The sequence below is a fragment of the Corynebacterium sp. NML 120412 genome (assembly GCF_002285155.1).
Taxonomy (GTDB): Bacteria; Actinomycetota; Actinomycetes; order Mycobacteriales; family Mycobacteriaceae; genus Corynebacterium; species Corynebacterium gottingense.
In genome coordinates this window covers 61,395-83,501 of the sequence record NZ_NSGL01000003.1, presented here as the reverse complement: position 1 = coordinate 83,501, position 22,107 = coordinate 61,395, and the positions used below count along the sequence as shown (strand labels likewise).

15 protein-coding genes are annotated in these 22,107 nt (G+C 62.2%); 4 read left to right on the top strand and 11 right to left on the bottom strand.

What is annotated here, in order from left to right; translation table 11 throughout:
- Positions 1 to 9 precede the first annotated feature (9 nt).
- The 3 genes from CKJ84_RS08645 to CKJ84_RS08635 all read right to left on the bottom strand — a co-directional run bounded on the left by CKJ84_RS08645 (position 10) and on the right by CKJ84_RS08635 (position 10,217).
- Positions 10 to 7,122, bottom strand: coding sequence for a hypothetical protein (locus CKJ84_RS08645; RefSeq protein ID WP_143340347.1), 7,113 nt, complete (start codon positions 7,120 to 7,122; stop codon positions 10 to 12).
- 658 nt (positions 7,123 to 7,780) lie between these two features.
- Positions 7,781 to 8,863 (bottom strand): ATP-grasp domain-containing protein, encoded by a 1,083-nt coding sequence (locus CKJ84_RS08640; RefSeq protein ID WP_095546668.1) that lies wholly within the window; start codon positions 8,861 to 8,863, stop codon positions 7,781 to 7,783.
- A gap of 64 nt (positions 8,864 to 8,927) precedes the next feature.
- Positions 8,928 to 10,217, bottom strand: a complete 1,290-nt coding sequence (locus CKJ84_RS08635) for an adenylosuccinate synthase (protein ID WP_095537527.1) — start codon at positions 10,215 to 10,217, stop codon at positions 8,928 to 8,930.
- Positions 10,218 to 10,267: 50 nt separating this feature from the next.
- Between CKJ84_RS08635 and CKJ84_RS08630 the strand changes: the two genes are divergently transcribed.
- Both CKJ84_RS08630 and CKJ84_RS08625 read left to right on the top strand, forming a co-directional pair.
- Complete coding sequence (locus CKJ84_RS08630; protein WP_095546667.1) at positions 10,268 to 11,191, top strand: hypothetical protein; 924 nt, start codon at positions 10,268 to 10,270, stop codon at positions 11,189 to 11,191.
- A 381-nt stretch (positions 11,192 to 11,572) separates the two neighbouring features.
- Positions 11,573 to 12,451: a PRC and DUF2382 domain-containing protein gene (locus CKJ84_RS08625; RefSeq protein ID WP_095546666.1), complete on the top strand. Its 879-nt coding sequence runs from the start codon at positions 11,573 to 11,575 to the stop codon at positions 12,449 to 12,451.
- Between the two features lie 92 nt (positions 12,452 to 12,543).
- On the opposite strand, the gene CKJ84_RS08620 is transcribed toward CKJ84_RS08625, so the two are convergent.
- The 8 genes from CKJ84_RS08620 to CKJ84_RS08585 all read right to left on the bottom strand — a co-directional run bounded on the left by CKJ84_RS08620 (position 12,544) and on the right by CKJ84_RS08585 (position 20,033).
- Positions 12,544 to 13,737, bottom strand: a complete 1,194-nt coding sequence (locus CKJ84_RS08620) for an aromatic acid exporter family protein (protein ID WP_095546665.1) — start codon at positions 13,735 to 13,737, stop codon at positions 12,544 to 12,546.
- A 97-nt stretch (positions 13,738 to 13,834) separates the two neighbouring features.
- Positions 13,835 to 14,869: a class II fructose-bisphosphate aldolase gene (fbaA, locus tag CKJ84_RS08615; protein ID WP_095546664.1), complete on the bottom strand. Its 1,035-nt coding sequence runs from the start codon at positions 14,867 to 14,869 to the stop codon at positions 13,835 to 13,837.
- A 53-nt stretch (positions 14,870 to 14,922) separates the two neighbouring features.
- On the bottom strand, positions 14,923 to 16,044 hold the full coding sequence (locus CKJ84_RS08610; RefSeq protein ID WP_095546663.1) for a glycoside hydrolase family 76 protein: 1,122 nt from the start codon (positions 16,042 to 16,044) through the stop codon (positions 14,923 to 14,925).
- A 173-nt stretch (positions 16,045 to 16,217) separates the two neighbouring features.
- Complete coding sequence (locus CKJ84_RS08605; RefSeq protein ID WP_095546662.1) at positions 16,218 to 16,898, bottom strand: TrmH family RNA methyltransferase; 681 nt, start codon at positions 16,896 to 16,898, stop codon at positions 16,218 to 16,220.
- A complete protein-coding gene (gene pyrE, locus CKJ84_RS08600) occupies positions 16,891 to 17,424 on the bottom strand; it encodes an orotate phosphoribosyltransferase (RefSeq protein ID WP_095536078.1) in 534 nt (177 codons plus the stop codon). Before pyrE ends, CKJ84_RS08605 begins: the two co-directional genes overlap by 8 nt.
- The gene (locus CKJ84_RS08595) at positions 17,417 to 18,670 is read right to left on the bottom strand and encodes a hypothetical protein (RefSeq protein WP_198949264.1); all 1,254 of its coding nucleotides are present in this window, start codon (positions 18,668 to 18,670) and stop codon (positions 17,417 to 17,419) included. Before CKJ84_RS08595 ends, pyrE begins: the two co-directional genes overlap by 8 nt.
- A 58-nt stretch (positions 18,671 to 18,728) precedes the next feature.
- Positions 18,729 to 19,571: a sulfurtransferase gene (locus CKJ84_RS08590; RefSeq protein ID WP_095546661.1), complete on the bottom strand. Its 843-nt coding sequence runs from the start codon at positions 19,569 to 19,571 to the stop codon at positions 18,729 to 18,731.
- A gap of 48 nt (positions 19,572 to 19,619) precedes the next feature.
- A complete protein-coding gene (locus CKJ84_RS08585; protein ID WP_095546660.1) occupies positions 19,620 to 20,033 on the bottom strand; it encodes a DUF4265 domain-containing protein in 414 nt (137 codons plus the stop codon).
- A 150-nt stretch (positions 20,034 to 20,183) separates the two neighbouring features.
- On the opposite strand from CKJ84_RS08585, the gene adhP reads away from it, so the two are divergent.
- Both adhP and panB read left to right on the top strand, forming a co-directional pair.
- Positions 20,184 to 21,215, top strand: coding sequence for an alcohol dehydrogenase AdhP (gene adhP / locus CKJ84_RS08580; protein WP_095546659.1), 1,032 nt, complete (start codon positions 20,184 to 20,186; stop codon positions 21,213 to 21,215).
- A gap of 70 nt (positions 21,216 to 21,285) precedes the next feature.
- Positions 21,286 to 22,107 carry a 3-methyl-2-oxobutanoate hydroxymethyltransferase gene (gene panB / locus CKJ84_RS08575; RefSeq protein ID WP_095546658.1) on the top strand — a complete coding sequence of 274 codons (822 nt, stop codon included), beginning with the start codon at positions 21,286 to 21,288 and terminating at the stop codon, positions 22,105 to 22,107.

The window sequence follows — 22,107 nt, the reverse complement described above, 5'->3', positions numbered from 1 at the left end:
TATTAACCATCATACTCCACCCCCACCCCAACCTGACCACCCACACACTCCACCCGGAGTAACAACAACGTTACCGTTGCCATCAATCTCAGCCGGGACCTTGTTGCCGTCCTCATCCTTCGCAGAAACCTTGGTGTCCGCACCCGAGTTAGTGACCTTCACACCAGTGCCCTGCTTGTCACCAGTCGGCTCAACCGGCTTCACACCAGAAACATCAACCGAAGTCTTATCAGAACCGTTGTCATCACGGTCCTTCTCGTGACCGTTAACCGGAACCTCAACGGTGGCCTTGCCACCATCCAGATCCGGATCCTCAACCGTCACCTCAATCGGACCATCAACACCCTCACCCGGAGTAACAACAACGTTACCGTTGCCATCAATCTCAGCCGGGACCTTGTTGCCGTCCTCATCCTTCGCAGAAACCTTGGTGTCCGCACCCGAGTTAGTGACCTTCACACCAGTGCCCTGCTTGTCACCAGTCGGCTCAACCGGCTTCACACCAGAAACATCAACCGAAGTCTTATCAGAACCGTTGTCATCACGGTCCTTCTCGTGACCGTTAACCGGAACCTCAACGGTGGCCTTGCCACCATCCAGATCCGGATCCTCAACCGTCACCTCAATCGGACCATCAACACCCTCACCCGGAGTAACAACAACGTTACCGTTGCCATCAATCTCAGCCGGGACCTTGTTGCCGTCCTCATCCTTCGCAGAAACCTTGGTGTCCGCACCCGAGTTAGTGACCTTCACACCAGTGCCCTGCTTGTCACCAGTCGGCTCAACCGGCTTCACACCAGAAACATCAACCGAAGTCTTATCAGAACCGTTGTCATCACGGTCCTTCTCGTGACCGTTAACCGGAACCTCAACGGTGGCCTTGCCACCATCCAGATCCGGATCCTCAACCGTCACCTCAATCGGACCATCAACACCCTCACCCGGAGTAACAACAACGTTACCGTTGCCATCAATCTCAGCCGGGACCTTGTTGCCGTCCTCATCCTTCGCAGAAACCTTGGTGTCCGCACCCGAGTTAGTGACCTTCACACCAGTGCCCTGCTTGTCACCAGTCGGCTCAACCGGCTTCACACCAGAAACATCAACCGAAGTCTTATCAGAACCGTTGTCATCACGGTCCTTCTCGTGACCGTTAACCGGAACCTCAACGGTGGCCTTGCCACCATCCAGATCCGGATCCTCAACCGTCACCTCAATCGGACCATCAACACCCTCACCCGGAGTAACAACAACGTTACCGTTGCCATCAATCTCAGCCGGGACCTTGTTGCCGTCCTCATCCTTCGCAGAAACCTTGGTGTCCGCACCCGAGTTAGTGACCTTCACACCAGTGCCCTGCTTGTCACCAGTCGGCTCAACCGGCTTCACACCAGAAACATCAACCGAAGTCTTATCAGAACCGTTGTCATCACGGTCCTTCTCGTGACCGTTAACCGGAACCTCAACGGTGGCCTTGCCACCATCCAGATCCGGATCCTCAACCGTCACCTCAATCGGACCATCAACACCCTCACCCGGAGTAACAACAACGTTACCGTTGCCATCAATCTCAGCCGGGACCTTGTTGCCGTCCTCATCCTTCGCAGAAACCTTGGTGTCCGCACCCGAGTTAGTGACCTTCACACCAGTGCCCTGCTTGTCACCAGTCGGCTCAACCGGCTTCACACCAGAAACATCAACCGAAGTCTTATCAGAACCGTTGTCATCACGGTCCTTCTCGTGACCGTTAACCGGAACCTCAACGGTGGCCTTGCCACCATCCAGATCCGGATCCTCAACCGTCACCTCAATCGGACCATCAACACCCTCACCCGGAGTAACAACAACGTTACCGTTGCCATCAATCTCAGCCGGGACCTTGTTGCCGTCCTCATCCTTCGCAGAAACCTTGGTGTCCGCACCCGAGTTAGTGACCTTCACACCAGTGCCCTGCTTGTCACCAGTCGGCTCAACCGGCTTCACACCAGAAACATCAACCGAAGTCTTATCAGAACCGTTGTCATCACGGTCCTTCTCGTGACCGTTAACCGGAACCTCAACGGTGGCCTTGCCACCATCCAGATCCGGATCCTCAACCGTCACCTCAATCGGACCATCAACACCCTCACCCGGAGTAACAACAACGTTACCGTTGCCATCAATCTCAGCCGGGACCTTGTTGCCGTCCTCATCCTTCGCAGAAACCTTGGTGTCCGCACCCGAGTTAGTGACCTTCACACCAGTGCCCTGCTTGTCACCAGTCGGCTCAACCGGCTTCACACCAGAAACATCAACCGAAGTCTTATCAGAACCGTTGTCATCACGGTCCTTCTCGTGACCGTTAACCGGAACCTCAACGGTGGCCTTGCCACCATCCAGATCCGGATCCTCAACCGTCACCTCAATCGGACCATCAACACCCTCACCCGGAGTAACAACAACGTTACCGTTGCCATCAATCTCAGCCGGGACCTTGTTGCCGTCCTCATCCTTCGCAGAAACCTTGGTGTCCGCACCCGAGTTAGTGACCTTCACACCAGTGCCCTGCTTGTCACCAGTCGGCTCAACCGGCTTCACACCAGAAACATCAACCGAAGTCTTATCAGAACCGTTGTCATCACGGTCCTTCTCGTGACCGTTAACCGGAACCTCAACGGTGGCCTTGCCACCATCCAGATCCGGATCCTCAACCGTCACCTCAATCGGACCATCAACACCCTCACCCGGAGTAACAACAACGTTACCGTTGCCATCAATCTCAGCCGGGACCTTGTTGCCGTCCTCATCCTTCGCAGAAACCTTGGTGTCCGCACCCGAGTTAGTGACCTTCACACCAGTGCCCTGCTTGTCACCAGTCGGCTCAACCGGCTTCACACCAGAAACATCAACCGAAGTCTTATCAGAACCGTTGTCATCACGGTCCTTCTCGTGACCGTTAACCGGAACCTCAACGGTGGCCTTGCCACCATCCAGATCCGGATCCTCAACCGTCACCTCAATCGGACCATCAACACCCTCACCCGGAGTAACAACAACGTTACCGTTGCCATCAATCTCAGCCGGGACCTTGTTGCCGTCCTCATCCTTCGCAGAAACCTTGGTGTCCGCACCCGAGTTAGTGACCTTCACACCAGTGCCCTGCTTGTCACCAGTCGGCTCAACCGGCTTCACACCAGAAACATCAACCGAAGTCTTATCAGAACCGTTGTCATCACGGTCCTTCTCGTGACCGTTAACCGGAACCTCAACGGTGGCCTTGCCACCATCCAGATCCGGATCCTCAACCGTCACCTCAATCGGACCATCAACACCCTCACCCGGAGTAACAACAACGTTACCGTTGCCATCAATCTCAGCCGGGACCTTGTTGCCGTCCTCATCCTTCGCAGAAACCTTGGTGTCCGCACCCGAGTTAGTGACCTTCACACCAGTGCCCTGCTTGTCACCAGTCGGCTCAACCGGCTTCACACCAGAAACATCAACCGAAGTCTTATCAGAACCGTTGTCATCACGGTCCTTCTCGTGACCGTTAACCGGAACCTCAACGGTGGCCTTGCCACCATCCAGATCCGGATCCTCAACCGTCACCTCAATCGGACCATCAACACCCTCACCCGGAGTAACAACAACGTTACCGTTGCCATCAATCTCAGCCGGGACCTTGTTGCCGTCCTCATCCTTCGCAGAAACCTTGGTGTCCGCACCCGAGTTAGTGACCTTCACACCAGTGCCCTGCTTGTCACCAGTCGGCTCAACCGGCTTCACACCAGAAACATCAACCGAAGTCTTATCAGAACCGTTGTCATCACGGTCCTTCTCGTGACCGTTAACCGGAACCTCAACGGTGGCCTTGCCACCATCCAGATCCGGATCCTCAACCGTCACCTCAATCGGACCATCAACACCCTCACCCGGAGTAACAACAACGTTACCGTTGCCATCAATCTCAGCCGGGACCTTGTTGCCGTCCTCATCCTTCGCAGAAACCTTGGTGTCCGCACCCGAGTTAGTGACCTTCACACCAGTGCCCTGCTTGTCACCAGTCGGCTCAACCGGCTTCACACCAGAAACATCAACCGAAGTCTTATCAGAACCGTTGTCATCACGGTCCTTCTCGTGACCGTTAACCGGAACCTCAACGGTGGCCTTGCCACCATCCAGATCCGGATCCTCAACCGTCACCGTGATCGGACCATCACCATCCTCACCCGGGGTGACAACAACATTGCCGTTGTAATAAATAGACGCCGGAAGCTCCTTGCCACCCTCATCGGTCGCAGACCCCTTCGTGTCCTTACCCGGATTGGTGCCCTTCACACCAGTGCCCTGCTTGTCACCAGTCGGCTCAACCGGCTTCACACCAGAAACATCAACCGAAGTCTTATCAGAACCGTTGTCATCACGGTCCTTCTCGTGACCGTTAACCGGAACCTCAACGGTGGCCTTGCCACCATCCAGATCCGGATCCTCAACCGTCACCTCAATCGGACCATCAACACCCTCACCCGGAGTAACAACAACGTTACCGTTGCCATCAATCTCAGCCGGGACCTTGTTGCCGTCCTCATCCTTCGCAGAAACCTTGGTGTCCGCACCCGAGTTAGTGACCTTCACACCAGTGCCCTGCTTGTCACCAGTCGGCTCAACCGGCTTCACACCAGAAACATCAACCGAAGTCTTATCAGAACCGTTGTCATCACGGTCCTTCTCGTGACCGTTAACCGGAACCTCAACGGTGGCCTTGCCACCATCCAGATCCGGATCCTCAACCGTCACCTCAATCGGACCATCAACACCCTCACCCGGAGTAACCTCAACGATACCGTTGTCGTCCACCCCGGCCGGGACATTCTCGCCGTCCTCATCCCTCGCAGCAACCGTCGTGTCACCACCCGAGTTCGCAGTCGACACACCAGCACCCGGCTTGTCCTGCGTCGCCTCATCAGCCTTAGCCCCAGCATCATCGCCCGCCGTCGTCGCAGTATCGTTGTCATCACGGTCCTTCTCGTGACCGTTAACCGGAACCTCAACGGTGGCCTTGCCACCATCCAGATCCGGATCCTCAACCGTCACCTCAATCGGACCATCAACACCCTCACCCGGAGTAACAACAACGTTACCGTTGCCATCAATCTCAGCCGGGACCTTGTTGCCGTCCTCATCCTTCGCAGAAACCTTGGTGTCCGCACCCGAGTTAGTGACCTTCACACCAGTGCCCTGCTTGTCACCAGTCGGCTCAACCGGCTTCACACCAGAAACATCAACCGAAGTCTTATCAGAAACATCAGAGGTTGCCTTGAAAGCGCCACCCTTGGTGCGCTCGCCATTCGGAGACTCCGCCACGATGGTGTACTCCGTGTCCTTTTCAAGCGTAAGCTCGCCTGATTTGAATTTGCCCTCCTGGATTGCTGCGACGTCGTCAAGCGATGCAACGTCGACAGCGTCTTCAGCGTCATAGTTCAGGTTGCCGTCTGCATCTTCGTTCAGCTTATTAGTCGGCACAGCGACAATCTTGACCGGCGCTGCTTCCGCATTGGTGACATCAAGCAGCGGGATGTCCTTGCCTTGGAGGTCCTTATCCTGCTCGCGGGTAATGGTGCCAGACAAAGATTCGGGCTTGAGAGGAACTTCCTTCTTAGCCGGCTGCGGAGCAGCGGGCTTGAAGGACTTCGCGTCTACCGGATCGGTGTCATCGGTAAGGACCTCGACATCATCGCGTACGCCGTCGCCATCGGTATCGGCCTTCGAGGAATCGGTTCCGAGATCACGCTCGTAGTCGTCGGTAAGACCGTCGCCGTCGGAATCAGCGATGTTAAGGAAGTCGGACTTCAGTGTGTTCTTCAGCAGCGTCGGCTCAGCACCGCCGTCTTCCTTTTTAGGGCCTGGGAAAGCCTTAGGCCACTTATCCGTAAAGTCCACCGAGATCCAGGAGATGGTGTCGATGCGCTTGCCGTCCGGCGAGTTGGCGAGATTCTCTGCGCCCTCTTCAAGCTGGTACTCGATCGTATAGCTTCCGAAAGCATTCATACCAAATCCGAAGGTGTTGTTCACACCCCTCCACACAGCGTCTTTAGTTTCCGCGTCAATTCCGGGCTCGTGTGGGAGATAGGACAGTTCACGGCGATTGGCGGTGGTCGCGAAACCAGTTTCCTTATCGAAGTCCACCTTCCACTTCGTCGCACCCTGAAGTGGATTGCCTTCCTGGTCAGACTTGTAGATCGTCACGTCAGTGACGTATTTAGCAACATCGGGACTGATCTTCTCGTTAAAAATCCAGTTCCAATAACCGTTTGCGGAATATCCGCCGTCCATAAACGATGCCGTAGTGGTGGACTTAATGGATCGGTTGTCCTGATCGTACTTCAGCTGCTTAGCTATACCTCGTTTGAAAACGTCCGCATTGTCGCCTTCAAAGGTTTTGGAAGGGACACCAGCTTCCTGAGCAAGCCGCTTCGGATCAATCATATTCACGTGCTGGACGGAGGTGTTGAAAATTCGACCATCTTCGCGGATCCAGTAGTAGTCAACCTGCGAACCTTCACTCGGCAAGTCGAGTTCGGAAATCGCCTTGCCGTCCTTCAGGAAAATCTGAATATACGAGGCGTACACACGTCCTGCAGCGCCCGGGAAATTGGGGGTATCAGCAAACTTCAAGCCCCACTCTGAGCCGTTGGGGTCACGCTTGGTAAATGACCCCTGTGGGTCGCCATTGTAACCAACCAATTCGATGCGGTCGATCTGGGAGTAGAGGTTCTCGTCGCGGAAACGGATGAACTGGCTGCTCGTGTCAAGGTCCCCCTCGGGAGCTTTCCCACCATTCCAATCAACCGTATGCCTATGAGGAACTTGGAAGACGTACTGCGGGTTATTTTGCTGCGCGTCCACGAACTCTGGAATGAGACCAGCGTATCGGAGGCCCTCTGATTGTCCATTGTCATTGATTCGCCCAGCATCCGCCGGAATGTAGTTACCGTCGGCGTCGGTAATTTCAGCAGCCTGAGCCACCCGAACGGTAGTCGGTGCAGCGATCGGCTGCGCGAATGGAGCGACAAGCGCAAGCGAAAGTGCTGCTGCCGCGATCGACGTCCCGCGGCGGCGGGCAACATTGTGCTTCTTCATGCTATGAAATCTTCCTTCCACGAAGATGTTCTGAACAACGAGAAAGCCAGAGAGCGCGTAGACCAAACGGCCGCGTCAGCTGACAGCGGAAAACGCCACGCAGACTTTCACACCTGTCAATCTAGTAAAAAACACCCGCGCTAGGTCTAAACGTGCCCCACCGGACGCCCAGGCTCTAAGGTACAACTATTTGGACGTTCAATTACCTACAAAAGGGCAACATTCACCACTGAGCTGCATTTTGAGGCAGGGACACGGCTTTACCAAAGGTCCACGAGCAAGATCCCTTTCGGCTATTACCAAGGTCGAGTACCCCTAAAAAAACTCAGCAAACCGCTCAGCAAGCATTACTGTATTGTTCGACTGTGTAAACCCTCTCGTTCACCAGAAAGAAAAATATAGCCGGCCTTGGCGCTCTCTATATCACCAGCTTAATTGTCACTATTGCCCACTGGAGCGGGCAACCTCAGACCCCATAGACACGCAGATGTAGCATTACCACATTTTCTGCACGAACGTTCAATACTCGAAGACTAGTCGAACTTAAATGTTGACAAGAATTTTTGACTTAGCCATTTGGATTACCCCATTTAGGGGGGGGGATAACGCCGGAATTGAGTGCCACCGCTCCTCGTGGAACACCTCAAAACGGCGCGAGCTACCGCTCCACAATCAACTGCTTCGCTGCCTCTGCGGCGCGCTCGTGGGCCTCGTCGATCGTGTCCGCGGTGGCGAGCACCATCACGGTGTCTCCGTGGACCTCGACCGTCACCTCGTCGACGGCCATCGCCTGCGCGATCTGTTCGGTGGTGGGGTTCACACCGTGGAGGAAAGCGGCAGCGCCGGGTGAGGTGAGCGTGACGTCGATAGGCAAACCTGCGGTCGCGCGCGCATGCAGATCGAACTGGTCCACACGCTGGGTGCCCCGAGTGAGCAGGCCATCCGCGTCAGGGCGGGGCGTGGCCTGGGAGAAGTAGACTTCGTCGCCGTCGACAAAGAGCTCGATGGAGTACACGCCACGCCCTGCGATCGCACCGCTGATACGCGCTGCAATCGAGCGGGCGTTGTCGGCAGCGGCCTGGGACAACGCCGCCGGCTGCCACGTCTCTACAAGCTTGCCGTGCTCGTGACGGGTACCGATCGGCTCGCAGAACCACGTGGCCATAGCGCCCGTGGCCGGGTCGATCGAGCGGACGGTGAGGATCGTGACCTCGTAGTCAAAGTCGATGTACTGCTCCACCGCTACCGGCTCGCGCTCACCCGACTTCGATTCGGAAACGCTCTGCGCCTTGGAAAACGCGGCGCGCAGCTCCTTCGACTCGCGCACCACGGACTGTCCTTCGCCGGCGGTGGAACGGCCCGGCTTGACCACCAGCGGGTAGCCCACCTGCTCCGCGCACGCCTCGAGCTCTTCCACGGTGTCGACGAACTTGTACGCCATCGTCGGCAAGCCAAGCTCCTCGGCCGCGGTGCGGCGCACGCCCTCGCGGTTGCGGGTCATCCGGCACGCCTCCACCGTGGGGAACAGCTCGCAGCCCGAGGTATCCACCAGCTCACGCAGCTTGGTCAAGTCCGTGCCCTCCCCCGCCACGGTAATGTCCGGGGTCATCGCACCCGGCGCGCCCTGCTCAAACGTGCCCACCTGCACCTCGTAGCCTAAGCGGCGGAAAGAGGTTGCAAGCTCCTCCTCCACCGCGGACGTGCCAAGGATGAGCACCTTCGAGCGCTTCGCCGTATTCATAGGCGCCTACTTTATGTCCCGGCACTGCCCTGGGCAAACAGGCGCGCTGGGGAACGGTGACGAGTTACCGCTCCATGACGTCGTTGCGCACGATCGTCTGGTCGCGGCCCGGGCCAACACCGATGTAGCTCATCGGCGCACCGGAGAGCTCCTCCAGGCGCAGCACGTAATCCTTCGCCTTCTGCGGCAGCTCGTCGAACGTGGTGCAGCCGGTGATGTCCTCGTCCCACGCGGGCATGGTCTCGAAGATGGGCTCCGCGTGGTGGAACTGGGACTGGGTCAGCGGCATCTCGTCGAAACGCTCACCGTCGACGTCGTAGGCCACGCAGATCGGGATCTCGCCGATGCCGGTGAGCACGTCCAGCTTGGTCAGGAAGAAGTCCGTGAAGCCGTTGACGCGGGCAGCATAGCGGGCCACCACCGAGTCGTACCAGCCGCAACGGCGCTTACGGCCGGTGTTCACGCCGACCTCACCGCCGACTTCCTGCAGGTAGTCGCCCCACTTGTCAAACAGCTCCGTGGGGAACGGGCCCGCACCCACGCGGGTGGTGTACGCCTTCACAATGCCCAGCGACGCCGTGATCTTGGTCGGGCCGATGCCCGCACCCACACACGCGCCGCCGGCAGTGGGGTTGGAGGAAGTGACAAACGGGTACGTGCCGTGGTCCACGTCCAGCATGGTGGCCTGGCCGCCCTCCATGAGCACGTGCTTGCCCTCGTCCAGTGCCTTGTTCAGGGTGTACTCGGCGTCAATCACCATCGGCTTAAGGCGCTCGGCGTAGGACATGAAGTACTCGAAGATTTCGTCCGCCTCGATGGCCTTGCGGTTGTACATCTTCACCAGCATCTGGTTTTTCACGTCCAGCGCGGACTCGATCTTCTGGCGCAGGATCGACTCATCAAAGATGTCCTGCACGCGCAGGCCCACGCGCGCCACCTTGTCGGCGTAGGTGGGGCCGATGCCGCGGCCAGTGGTGCCGATGGCACGCTTGCCCAGGAAGCGCTCCTGCACGCGGTCCAGCGTCTGATGGTACGGCGCAACCATGTGGGCGTTGCCGGAAATACGCAGGCGCGAGGCGTTCGCGCCCCGGGCCTCCAAGCCGTCGATCTCCTCAAACAGCGCCTGGAGGTTGACCACCACGCCGTTGCCAAGGATCGGGGTGGCGTTCTCGCTCAGCACGCCGGCGGGCAGCAGTTTCAGCTCGTACTTCTCGCCGCCAACGACGACGGTGTGTCCGGCGTTATTGCCGCCGTTTGGCTTGACCACGTAGTCAACCTTGCCGCCGAGAATGTCGGTGGCCTTCCCCTTGCCCTCGTCGCCCCACTGGGCGCCCACAATGACGATGGCGGACATTTTCACTCCTTATATAGGCAGTAATCCGCGCTTATTGTAGCGTGACCCCTATGCGGCTGATCCATTGCGCGTGCGCAACCACCACTTCAATCCCCGGTGCCGAGCACCACCAGCTCCCCGAGGTGCCGACGCGCAAGGACCTGCGCTTCCTCGACGCCGCGGCCAAGGAGGTCCTGCCGGAAGACCCCACTCCGTCGCTCGCGGAGATCCAGGCCTCCCCCAACGTCGCGCACCTTGGCCAGCCGACGCCTGCGCCGCAGCAGCCCGACCAGCGCTTGCGCATCGTCGTCTCCGGCACCGACAAAGCGCTCGCCGCCGTCCTCACCCGGATGATGCGTGGCGACTACCTATGGGCGGAGATCGCTTACCTCCCCGTCAACCCCTCCTCGCCCGCAGCGGTGGCGTGGGGATTGAGCGGGCTCGACCGCGACGCTCTCATCTCCCTTGCCACCTCTGGGCCCATCGTGCCGTCGCCGTGCGTGCGCACCGACACCGGCGAAGTGGTCGCGGGGGCAGCCGCGATCTACCACGACGACGGCGCAAGCGAGTACGTCGGCGAGATCGTCGTCGACTCGGAGCGGCTCCTCTACCGCAGCGGCTCCGAACCCTCCGCGCGCTTCTACGGGCAGTTTGGCGCGCGCCTGGTACCTACCCCCGGCGCCCCGGGAATTGCATCCGCCGCCCTGACAACTCCGCTGGTCCCCACCGGGCCTGTCTCCAGGCGCTCACCGGCGCAACTCGAGCGGTTGCACCGCCTCCCCCTCCTCCGCGGACTCACCCGCAACGCGGGCGTTGCGCCCGGTCAGACGGATTCCTCGCGCGTCCTCACCGGCCGCGCGCTGCAGTCCGGTGGCGACGCTATCACCGTCGAGCTCGACGGGGTGGTACGCCCCCGCACGGTGGAGCGGGTGACCTTTTATCGGCACCTCCGCGACATCCAGAGCGTCAAAATGGGGGCAAATTCTGGGATGTGACGCATCTCACATAGGCGATTTCTTTACGCCCATACTGAGGTGGCCGTTATCACTTCGAGACGTTTGCCCAGCGCGCACACAGCACCTCAAGTCATCCAAACGTCACGTTCTTGCAGGTCACCGCCAGCTGCCAGGGGATTGTACCGGCGGTCCACGAATCCGTCATTAGTTCATTTGTTCGATATGCTTCAATCGGGCCGGACTAAGATGGCCGTTCAAGCGAGAATCTCAAATCCGCCCTACATTCGTTCTTGTTCGCAACGCAGCGAAGCGCGAGCCAAGTGCTCGCAGGCTTCGTCGCTAAGCGAGACAGTCCGCACAATGGGCTGAGTTAGATAGACCCCTGAACGAACTCGAATCACGAAGGAGCTTTTCAGCACCATGGCTAACACCAACCGCATCGAAGATCTGGCAAACGCCACCGCATACGACGTTGACGGCGACAAGATCGGCGGCGTCAAGGACGTCTACGTCAACGACACCTCCGGCCAGCCGGACTTCGTGTCCGTGAACCACGGCCTGTTCGGCGCCGGCACCTCCATCGTCCCGCTGCGCGGCCACACCCTGCGTGACGGCGAGCTGCACCTCGCATTCCCGAAGGGCCGCATCGAGGACGCTCCGGATCTGGACGAGAACGGCCACCTCACCACCGAGGACCAGGATGCGTTCTACCGCCACTACGGCCTGACCGACACCAAGGACGTCACCACCTACGACACCGGCCGCCACGCCGCTGCTGGCACCGGCGCCGCTGCTGGCGCTGCAGGCGTCGCAGGCGCCGGCGCTGCCGCTGGTGAGCGCGAGGTGACCACCGACGAGACCGCTCGCGCAAACGCTGCTGCCGGCACCCGCGAGAACGTCGCTGACACCGACAAGGACGCGATCATCCGCTCCGAGGAGCAGCTGAACGTGCAGAAGGACCGCGTTGAGTCCGGCCAGGTCCGCCTGCGCAAGTACGTCGTGAACGAGACCGAGACCGTCGAGGTCCCGGTTGAGCGTGAAGAGGTTCGCGTTGTCCGCGAGCCGATCACCGACGCTGACCGCGCCAACTACGACGGCAAGATCGGCGAGCAGGAAGCTTCCGTCACCCTGCACGAGGAGCGCGTCAACGTCTCCAAGGATTCCGTCCCGGTGGAGAAGGTTTCCCTGGAGAAGGACACCGTTCAGGACACCGAGCGCGTCTCCGAGGAGCTGCGCAAGGAGCGCTTCGACACCGATGGTGTCGAGGGCGTCGTCGACGGCAAGGACACCAAGAAGTAAGCCCCTCCGCCGGTAGGTAACCGGCACACCCTTTCACGAGAGCCCGGTGGGTACCACTCCCCACCGGGCTCTCGCACGTCTTCGGTTGGACGCTATTCGTCGTAAAGCTCAGGCGGGTACTTGGGCGAGGAGGACGTCGGCGCGAGCACCGATGCCGCGGACTCGTGGGACATGCCGCTGACTTCGAGCAGATCGACGATGAGCGAGCGCGTCTGCGCCAGGATGGCGTACGCCGAGAGCACGGCATCCTCCGGCACCGCGTCCATCGACGCGCGCTGGCCCGCCACGCGCAGCTCGTTGACGATGCGGGGGATGGCAATCGCCTGCGCGCGGCGCGAATCAACCCCGTAGACCTCGGAGAACTCCATGCAGATGTGCGAGAGCGTGTCGATGAGCTCCACCTGCTGCTCCGTCACCGCATCCCCGTCCTCGCACAGCACGTGCGCGCGGCGCGCCAGCACGCGGGTCGTGCGGACCGCGTTATCCACCGGCGGGATGACCAGCGAGAGCGAATTGATGTAGCGGCGCACGCTCCACAGGAACGGGGAAATGCGGATCGACTCCTTGCCGGACTTCACCGCCGACGCCATCTGGTCAATATCCGTCTGCGAGCTACGGATGGCCTCGAAGGCTTCGTCGATGATCTCGGGATCGCGCTCGCGCAGCCCGTTCGCAACGTCGTTAAGCACCGCGCACAAAATGCCCATCACCTTCGAGATCTCTGACCTCGCGCTCTGCATCGGCGCCTGCGGAAGCAGCGCCAGCGTCACCATCGAGACCACGACGCCGACGATCGCGTCGAGCGTCCTATCAATGCCGGTGACCTCCGCGCCCGGCGGCATGATCGTGGCAATGAGGACCGAACCGATCGCGACCTGGTTAATCGCCAGCTGCGACTTGGTAAAGAACGACGCGATCGCGAGCGATCCGGAGACGATCAGCGCGATCTGCCAACCGCCCTCGCCCAGCCGGTAGAAAAGAAGGTCCCCCACCAGCACACCAATCGTGCCGCCGATAGCCAGGTCCCATGCCTTGGAGAGACGCTCTCCGCCCGTCATGCCGATCATGATGATCACGGAAATCGGGGCGAAGAACGGGCGCTGGTGGCCGAGCAGATCCTTGGCAATCCAGTACGCGAGGCCCGACGCGATGCCGATCTGCAGGATGGGCAGCAAGCGCTTCCGCACACGCAGCAGGCGCGACTGCACCGACTGGTCGACCTGTTTCAGCCGTTCCTTCGTAGTCAGCCGGTGCTTCGCGCTCCCGGCGTCCTTTAGTTCCTCCATGGTGCCTACATTAGCCACCGGGCGGGCGCGCGCACGAGAAAACGCCGCCCCACCGCGACGAATCAGCGGGGGACGGCGCTACTGGCCTGCGAAAGCCTTACTTGGACACGGTGTGGCCCACGGAGCGCAGGTCCTGGCAAGACTCGATGACACGCTGGGTCATCGCAGCCTCTGCCTTCTTCATGTAGGAGCGCGGGTCGTAGACCTTCTTGTTGCCCACCTCGCCGTCGATCTTCAGGACGCCGTCGTAGTTCTCAAACATGTGCGACGCGACCGGGCGGGTGAACGCGTACTGGGTGTCGGTGTCAACGTTCATCTTCACAACGCCGTAGCCCAGCGCCTGCTCGATCTTCTCCTTCTCGGAGCCGGAGCCACCGTGGAAGACGAAGTCGAACGGCTTGGAGCCAGCATCCTGGCCCAGCTTCTTCGCGGCAACCTTCTGGCCCTCGTCCAGGACCTCGGGGCGCAGCTCGACGTTGCCCGGCTTGTACACGCCGTGGACGTTGCCAAAGGTAGCGGCCAGCAGGTAGCGGCCCTTCTCGCCGGTGCCCAGGGCATCGATGGTCTTCTCAAAGTCCTCCGGGGAGGTGTAGAGGTTTGCACCGTGCTTTGCCTGCACGCCGTCCTCCTCGCCGCCGACGACGCCGATCTCCACCTCGAGGATGATGTTGGCGTTGTGTGCCTTCTCCAGCAGCTCCTGCGCGATCTCCAGGTTCTCATCGATCGGGATGGCGGAGCCGTCCCACATGTGGGACTGGAACAGCGGCAGCTCGCCGCGGTCGACGCGCTCCTGCGAGATGGCAATCAGCGGACGGACGTACTCGTCCAGCACTTCCTTCTGGCAGTGGTCAGTGTGCAGCGCGATGTTCACGTCGTAGTGCTTCGCAATCTCGTATGCGAAAGCTGCCAGCGCCTGCGCACCCGCGACCTTGTTCTTCACGCCCAGACCGGAGCCGAACTCAGCACCGCCGGTGGAGAACTGGATGATGCCGTCGGACTCAGCCTCGGCAAAACCCTTGATGGCTGCGTTGATGGTCTCGGAGGAGGTGCAGTTGATGGCCGGGAATGCGTACCCGCCCTTCTTGGCACCGTCCAGCATCTGGTTGTAGATCTCGGGGGTTGCGATTGGCATGGGGAATGTCCTCCCTTGTTGCTCTTGGTAGTACGTAGCCCAGTATGCACCTTTTACAGTCCGGTTGCACGAGAAATTCTCGCGGCCGCCTCGAGCAGCATCCATCCCGACAGTTGCACGGAGAGATCGCGTTCGTCGATACGCACTAAGCCCACTGCCTCGCTTATCGACGCCGGACCAAACCCATAGTTATGCGGCAGCAGCGCATCCTCTGTCCACTCCGCGGCGAACACGGGCAGGCCATCGACTTCCAGCCGGTGCTGCCACAGCGATTCCGCCGAAGCGCGGACCAGCCGCGCGGCGATCTTCCTCGTCGCAATGTTCTCCCGGCTGTCCCGCGGCAGGCGCACCGCCACCTCCGCCAGGTAGCGGGCGAGGATCCCCTTGAACAGGCCGCCGTCGCCGTCGCCCGACTCGTACTTCGGGCTGATGATCACGCCCTGCGGGGTGGCCAGGTGCAGGGCGATGGCCTGCACGATCGCGCGGATGTGCGTGATGTAGAACACGGAGGCGTCGGCGCGCTCCGAGTTGGCAAAGGAATCGATCGGTTCGTCGTGGTCCAGCCCCACATCGTCGCGAAGCGCAAGGGCGACCTCGAGGCTGGCACCGAGCACCGTGCCCTGGTTGTAGGTGTAAATCTTCTCCACGACCTCGGGGCCGTGCATGCGCATGCGGATCCCGTCCTCAAGCAGGCCGTTCTCGCGCACCAAGTTGTCAAAAATCCAGTCCAGGATCTCCCGCGCCTTGTCCAGCCGGCCGGTGCGCGCGAACAGGATCGCTGCCGGGCCGTTGGACGGCACGTTGTAGAAGGTCTCGGCGCGGCGCCACGGCAGGACACCGGTGACCGGGTCGATGCCCTCGAGCAGGTCGAACTCGAGCTTGTCCAGCGCCTTCGGCCGGTGAATGCCGTCGAGCTGGAGCGCGCGGTTCCAGGCGAGGGCCAGCCACGCCTTGTCGTCGTAGTACTTGTTGGCGGTGAGCCGCCACGCTGAGCGCACGCTCATCGCGCGCAGTGTGTCCTGCAGGCGGTGGCGGCGCTCCAGCGACGGCTGGCGCAGCGCCGCATCAACCTGGCAGTCGATGTAGTGTGCCTGCCACCAGAAGTGCCAGTGCCAGTACAGGCGGTCCTTCACTCCCGGCGGCCAGGTCACGACGGCGAGGTTGGTGCCGGGCATGCCCCACAGCTTCTGTGAGTGGCGCCTGTGAATGGCCTGCTCCGCCAGGTCGGCCCGATGCGGCCACACTGACCCGGATTCTGACACCTACTGCTCCCATCACACGCGACTAGCTCGTACTCCCTATATATTGCCAGAGCACCCAGAAGCGTTTCAGGAGAATCGGAGAATACCTACCACGCCTGGCTCAGGTCCGCGTGCTGGCGCACCCACGCGTGCATCGCGATGCCTGCGGCCACGCCCGCGTTGATGGAGCGCGTCGAGCCAAACTGCGCAATCGAACAGGTCATGCTGGCCGCGTGCGCCGTCTCCTCCGTAATGCCGGGGCCTTCCTGCCCGAAGACGAGGACGCAGCGCTCGGGCAGCTCCGCCGTTTCCAGCGGGACGCATCCGGGGGTGTTGTCGATGGCCACGACCGGGATGTCCTCCGCGCGCGCCCACGCGGCAAAGTCCTCCACTGTCGCGTGGTGGTGGATGTGCTGGTAGCGGTCCGTCACCATCGCGCCGCGGCGGTTCCAGCGCTTGCGGCCAATGATGTGCACCTCCTTGGCCAGGAAGGCGTTCGCGGTGCGCACCACGGTGCCGATGTTCATGTCGTTTTCGAAGTTCTCGATCGCCACGTGGAACGGGTGCCGCTTGCGGTCGAGGTCCGCGACGATCGCCTCCATGGACCAGTAGCGGTAGGCGTCGACCACGTTGCGGCGGTCACCATTGGCCAGGAGCTCTGGGTCCAGGCGGGCGTCGTCAGGCACGGGCCCCTCCCACGGCCCGACGCCGTGGCGGCCCTCATTCCACTCGGTGGGCCCCTTCGCGGGCTCAGTGTCCGCGGGCTCAGTGTCTGCGGGCTCAGGCAAGGCCGAGGTCCTCGAGGCCGAGGAGGAAGCGGTACTCCAGGCCGGCTTCCTTGAGCACGGCGTCCGCGCCCGTCGCGCGGTCCACCACGGTGGCGACAGCGACGACCTCGGCGCCCTCCTCGCGGCAGGCCTGCACCGCGGTGAGCGGGGAATTGCCGGTGGTGGTCGTGTCCTCGACCACAAGCACCTTCTTGCCCACGATGCTCGGGCCCTCAATGCGGCGCTGCATACCGTGCTTCTTCGCCTCCTTGCGCACCACGAAGGCGTCGATGTCTCGCCCGTCCGCGTGCATGATGGCGGTGGCGACCGGGTCCGCGCCCAGGGTGAGGCCGCCGACGGCGTCGAATTCCAGGTCCTTGGTCAGCTCGCGCAGCTGCGCGCCGATGAGGCGGGACGCCTCGTGGTGCAGGGTTGCGCGGCGCAGGTCCACGTAGTAGTCGGCTTCCTTGCCGGAGGACAGCGTCACTTTGCCGTGGACGACGGCCAGTTCCTTAACCAGTTCTGCCAGCCTTGCTTTGTCACTCATCAGTGTTCCTTTCCATGTGCTGTTCAGGGTCTGTGTCCGGCCTGGTGCTCGGGCGCGAGTCGTCAAAGATAGACGGCGGCCGCTGCTCGCGACGCACCCGGGTGAGGTCCGCCGGCGCGTCGCCGTCGGCGGGGTGGCCGTCCGCGATGGGCGCTACCTCGTCGCCGCCCAAGTCGCTGTAGTCAATGTCGCCGCGGCGCGCCCCGGTAATGCGGGTGGGCATCTCCAGCGGCTCGTCCGGCCGCTGCATGGTCTCCGCGCTTGGCGACGCCTCCTCCACCAACGCCGGCGCGGGAGCCGGCATGTCGCGGGTGGGGTAGCCGAAGCTGAGGGGTTCGGCGGATTCGGGCGGGAGGGTGCGCGCGGCGTCGGCAAGCAGCGCGAGCGGAGCGAGCGTTTCGTCCCACTCGTCGGCCGCGGAGGCGCGATCCATCTCCGCGAGCACCCAATCCGACTCGAACCAGGCGGCGGTGACGCTCTGCGGCAGCTTGGACAGCGCTGTGCGCACGCGGACGTCCATGAACCGCTCGACCGGGCCCTCGTGGGTACCCAGCACCGTAAAGCCCTCGGTGTGTGTCACTTCCACTAGGTCAGCGGAGGAATCCGCGTGGAAGCCTTCGCGGCGCATGTCCACTACGACATCGCTGACGCGGCCGGTGTCCATCGCGATGACGGTCACGCCGCCCAGGTCCATGACGTGCACGGTATGGCCGTAGATCGCGCCAGAGGCGATGTCCTTGGGCACCGCGCCTGCCGACGCCGCACCACGCTGCCACTCCCCTGCCAGCTCGTCGGAGTGTTTGACAAAGTCGAAGCCGTGTCCCTCGGCCCACGCGCGGCGCTCGCGCCTCGACGCCCCGGGGAACTGCAGGCCAGACTTCCGGTGCGCCCGGCGCGCGGGCTGCGGTGCGGGTTCTGGTTCAGGCGCTGGTTCTGGTTCTGGTTCGGGCTCGGGGTCCGGTTCTGGTTCCGGTACCGGTGCGGACTCGGGTTCTGGCGCCGGCTTAGGCTCCGGCGCGGGCTCCTCGCGCGATTCTTCCTCGTGGAGCGGAACCCAGCGCTCCGAGGCAGGCTCGGCTGGCTCCACCGGTTCAGCTGGCTCCGCCGGTTCGGGGCGCTCGTGCGCGGGAGCCGGGGCGGGTGCTGCGGCGCTTCCGCGATCGCTGGAATCGCGGGAGTCGGCGAACATGAGGTAGCCGCCGGCTGCGAGCGCGATCAACGCGAGAACAAAAAGTAAAGGTGCCATCGCGTCACGATATTACTGCGTCGGCCCAACATCCGGGCGGTTGAGGGGACGGCGCGGCCTACAGGTCCGTGGCCACCGGATTGGTCTTGTTAGCGCTCCACTGCGACCAGCCGCCGACGTAGTGGGTGACCACCGGCAGGCCCACGTGCTCCATCACGGCGAGCAGGAGGGCCGAGTGGTTGCCGGAACCGGAGTAGGCGATGACCTGCGCAGGATCCGTGTTCTGGGTCAGGCCCACCTGCGCGAAACGATCGCGGATCAGGTCCTCCGGCAGCAGCGTCTGCGACCCCTTGTCAAAGAGGTCATAGACGGGCAGGTTGATGGCACCCGGGATGTGACCGGCGCGGAGGTCCAGGATTTCCCTGCGGCCGTCGAAGCGGTCGGCCCCGCGGGCGTCGATAAGCAAGCCCTCAAAATCGCGGACTTCCTGCATGGACGCGGTGGGGAGGTTGCCCGGCTGGACTGCCTTGCTGCGCTTGACCACGGGGCTGCCCGGGCCGGCGAGCGAGTCGAAGCCGTTGCGGTCCCAGGCAGCGAAGCCACCGTCGACGATGTGGACGTCCTCGACGCCCATCCAGCGCAGGATCCACCAGGCGCGGGCTGCGTAGAGGCCAATGCCCTGGTCGTAGATGAAGACGGGGCGGCCATCCTCGATGCCCCAGCTGTGGATCGCGTGCTCCGCCACCTCCGGCTTGGGCAGTGGGTTGCGACCTTGGCGGCTGCCCGGCATGCCCGCGAGTTGCGCAGCCGGATCGCAGAACTGCGAGGTCGGGATATGCTCGGAGAAGTACTTCGACAGCGCCTTCCCCTCCTGCGGTTCCCACAAGGACGCCAAGATGGTGCACTTCTTGCCGGTCTGGATTCGTTGCCGAAGGGCGTCGGCGGAGACAAATACGCTCATGGGCGCCAGTGTAGCGCCGGGACGCGAGGCACACAGCGCGTAAGGGTGTTAGGCCATGTAGCCCGGCGCTTGTTGGATCGCGCCCTCCGCCTCGAGCCCGTCGAGCCACTCGCGGATCCCCTCGCGCGGGCAGTCCGGGCCGATGCTCGCGGCGAGCATGCCGCCGGGGCCAAGCTCGACGCGGCACCCAAACGCGAGCAGCGTCTCCGCAATCTCGTGCGGCTGCTGGGTCTCGGGCAGGATGCGCATTGTCGACGCCCCACCGCGCACCAGCACGCGGTCCACGTGCCAATTGCCACCCACTCGAACGCACTCAACAATGTCGCCCACCGCCAGCGACGTATCCACAAACGGCACACTCGCCACAACGAAGTGGTTCCCGCCCAAACTGTGCGCGGCCAACTGCTCGTTTTCCACACCCGGCATGGCAACGCGGGCGAGGATCTTCGTTGGATACTGCATGTCTCGCAGCCTACCGTCCGCGTCAAATGCGTGAGTACGTTTTGGAACGAGCGGGCACCGGGGGGGGGCAAACCGTTACCCCCGACACATATTTATCCGTACAATGGTTCGCGTCACATCCATTCCCCAATCCTGAGGAGGCAGACCCTCATGACAACCGCCACTTCCATGCGCGCCGCCGTGGTCAAGGAATTTGGCCCCAAGTTGCACGTAGAAGACGTCGCCCTTCCCACCCCGGGCCCCTTCCAAGCACTGGTGAAACTGCACGCCTCTGGCATCTGCCACACCGACCTGCACGCAGCGGAAGGCGACTGGCCGGTGAAGCCCGCGCCGCCGTTCGTCCCCGGCCACGAAGGCGTCGGCGAGGTTGTCGAGCTCGGACCGGGCGAGCACCCCGTCCAAGTCGGTGACATGGTCGGCAACGCTTGGCTCTGGTCTTCGTGCGGGGAGTGCGAATTCTGCCGCACCGGACGTGAAACCTACTGCGCCAAAGCCGAATACGGCGGCTACACCGTCGACGGCTCCTTCGGCCAGTACATGCTGGTAGACACCCGCTACGCCCCGCGCATCCCCGACGGCGCAGACCCCGTCGAAGTCGCGCCGATCCTGTGCGCGGGTGTGACCGTCTACAAGGCGCTCAAGGTCACTGAGACCAAGCCCGGCCAGTTCGTGGTGATCTCCGGCATCGGCGGACTCGGCCACGTTGCAGTGCAGTACGCCGCCGCGATGGGCATGCGCGTGATCGCTGTCGACATTGCCGACGACAAACTGGAGCTAGCAAAGAAGCTGGGCGCAGAGTTTGCGGTCAACGCGAAGGAGCAAGACCCCGCCGAAGCGGTGCAGGCATACACCGAAGGTGGCTCGCACGGGATCGTGGTGACCGCCGTCCACCCGGCCGCCTTCGGTCAGGCCATCGGCATGTGCCGCTCCGGCGGCACCATCGTCTTCAACGGCCTGCCGCCGGGAGACTTCCCCGCCCCCATCTTCGACATCGTGCTGCGCGGCATCACGATCCGCGGCTCCCTGGTTGGCACCCGCCAGGATATGGCCGAGGCGCTGGACTTCTACGCGCGCGGCAAGGTGGCGCCGCATGTGACCGCCTGCGAGCTTGACGACGTCAACGATGTCTTCGAGCACATGCGCCAGGGCAAGATCGACGGGCGCATGGCGATTAAGTACTAGGTGCGCCGCTGGCTGAGGCCCTACGGGGCTTCAGCCAGTAACTAAGTGTCACTCACTTAGACTCGAGCCCGTGACTGGTTATCTTGCTCCCACGAAAAAGGTCCGGGTCGCCGACCTTGCGCAGAAGAAGGCGTCCGGCGAGAAGTGGGCGATGCCCACCGCCTACGACTACTCCACCGCCCGCGCGTTCGCCCAGGCCGGCATTGAGTGTTTCCTGGTCGGCGACTCAGCCGCGAACGTGGTGTACGGCTACGACACCACCAACCAGATCAGCGTTGACGAGATGGTCCACCTCGGCGCCGCAGTGGTGCGCGGGGCGGGCAACGCGCTCGTCGTGCTCGACCTGCCCTTCGGCACCTACGAGGCGAGCGACGAACAGTGCGTGCGCACCGCCACCGACATGGTGCGCCGCACCGGCGCGCACGTAGTCAAGCTCGAGGGTGGCGTGCGCATCGCCCCGCGCATCCGCGCGCTCAAAAACGCGGGCCTCGCGGTATGCGCACACGTCGGATTCACCCCGCAATCCGTCGACAGCCTCAGCGGCTTCAAGGTTCAGGGTCGCGATGCGGGGGCGGAGCTTTTGCTTGACGACGTCCGCGCAATCGTCGACGCAGGCGCCGACCTCGTCGTCTTCGAAATGGTTCCCGCCGCACTCGCTGCTCGCATCACGCGCGAGTGTCCGATCCCCACCGTCGGCATCGGGGCCGGCCCGGACACGGATGCGCAGGTTCTGGTCTGGCACGACATGGCCGATCTGCCCGCAGGCGATCACCGGGCCCGCTTCGTCCGTCGCTTCGGCACGATCGGCGCCGACCTCACGGACGCGGCCGCTGAGTACAAGCGCGCGGTACACACCGGCGAGTTCCCCGCCGAGGAGCACACCTTCGAGTAG

Excerpts from the sequence above, each read along its gene's own strand:
- CKJ84_RS08635 (WP_095537527.1), bottom strand. The coding sequence starts at position 10,217 with ATGTCCGCCATCGTCATTGTGGGCGCCCAGTGGGGCGACGAGGGCAAG.
- adhP (WP_095546659.1), top strand. The coding sequence starts at position 20,184 with ATGACAACCGCCACTTCCATGCGCGCCGCCGTGGTCAAGGAATTTGGC.
- fbaA (WP_095546664.1), bottom strand. The coding sequence starts at position 14,869 with ATGCCAATCGCAACCCCCGAGATCTACAACCAGATGCTGGACGGTGCC.
- CKJ84_RS08585 (WP_095546660.1), bottom strand. The coding sequence starts at position 20,033 with ATGCAGTATCCAACGAAGATCCTCGCCCGCGTTGCCATGCCGGGTGTG.
- CKJ84_RS08620 (WP_095546665.1), bottom strand. The coding sequence starts at position 13,737 with ATGGAGGAACTAAAGGACGCCGGGAGCGCGAAGCACCGGCTGACTACG.
- CKJ84_RS08625 (WP_095546666.1), top strand. The coding sequence starts at position 11,573 with ATGGCTAACACCAACCGCATCGAAGATCTGGCAAACGCCACCGCATAC.
- CKJ84_RS08645 (WP_143340347.1), bottom strand. The coding sequence starts at position 7,122 with ATGAAGAAGCACAATGTTGCCCGCCGCCGCGGGACGTCGATCGCGGCA.
- CKJ84_RS08595 (WP_198949264.1), bottom strand. The coding sequence starts at position 18,670 with ATGGCACCTTTACTTTTTGTTCTCGCGTTGATCGCGCTCGCAGCCGGC.
- CKJ84_RS08590 (WP_095546661.1), bottom strand. The coding sequence starts at position 19,571 with ATGAGCGTATTTGTCTCCGCCGACGCCCTTCGGCAACGAATCCAGACC.
- pyrE (WP_095536078.1), bottom strand. The coding sequence starts at position 17,424 with ATGAGTGACAAAGCAAGGCTGGCAGAACTGGTTAAGGAACTGGCCGTC.
- CKJ84_RS08640 (WP_095546668.1), bottom strand. The coding sequence starts at position 8,863 with ATGAATACGGCGAAGCGCTCGAAGGTGCTCATCCTTGGCACGTCCGCG.
- CKJ84_RS08630 (WP_095546667.1), top strand. The coding sequence starts at position 10,268 with ATGCGGCTGATCCATTGCGCGTGCGCAACCACCACTTCAATCCCCGGT.
- CKJ84_RS08610 (WP_095546663.1), bottom strand. The coding sequence starts at position 16,044 with ATGCCCGGCACCAACCTCGCCGTCGTGACCTGGCCGCCGGGAGTGAAG.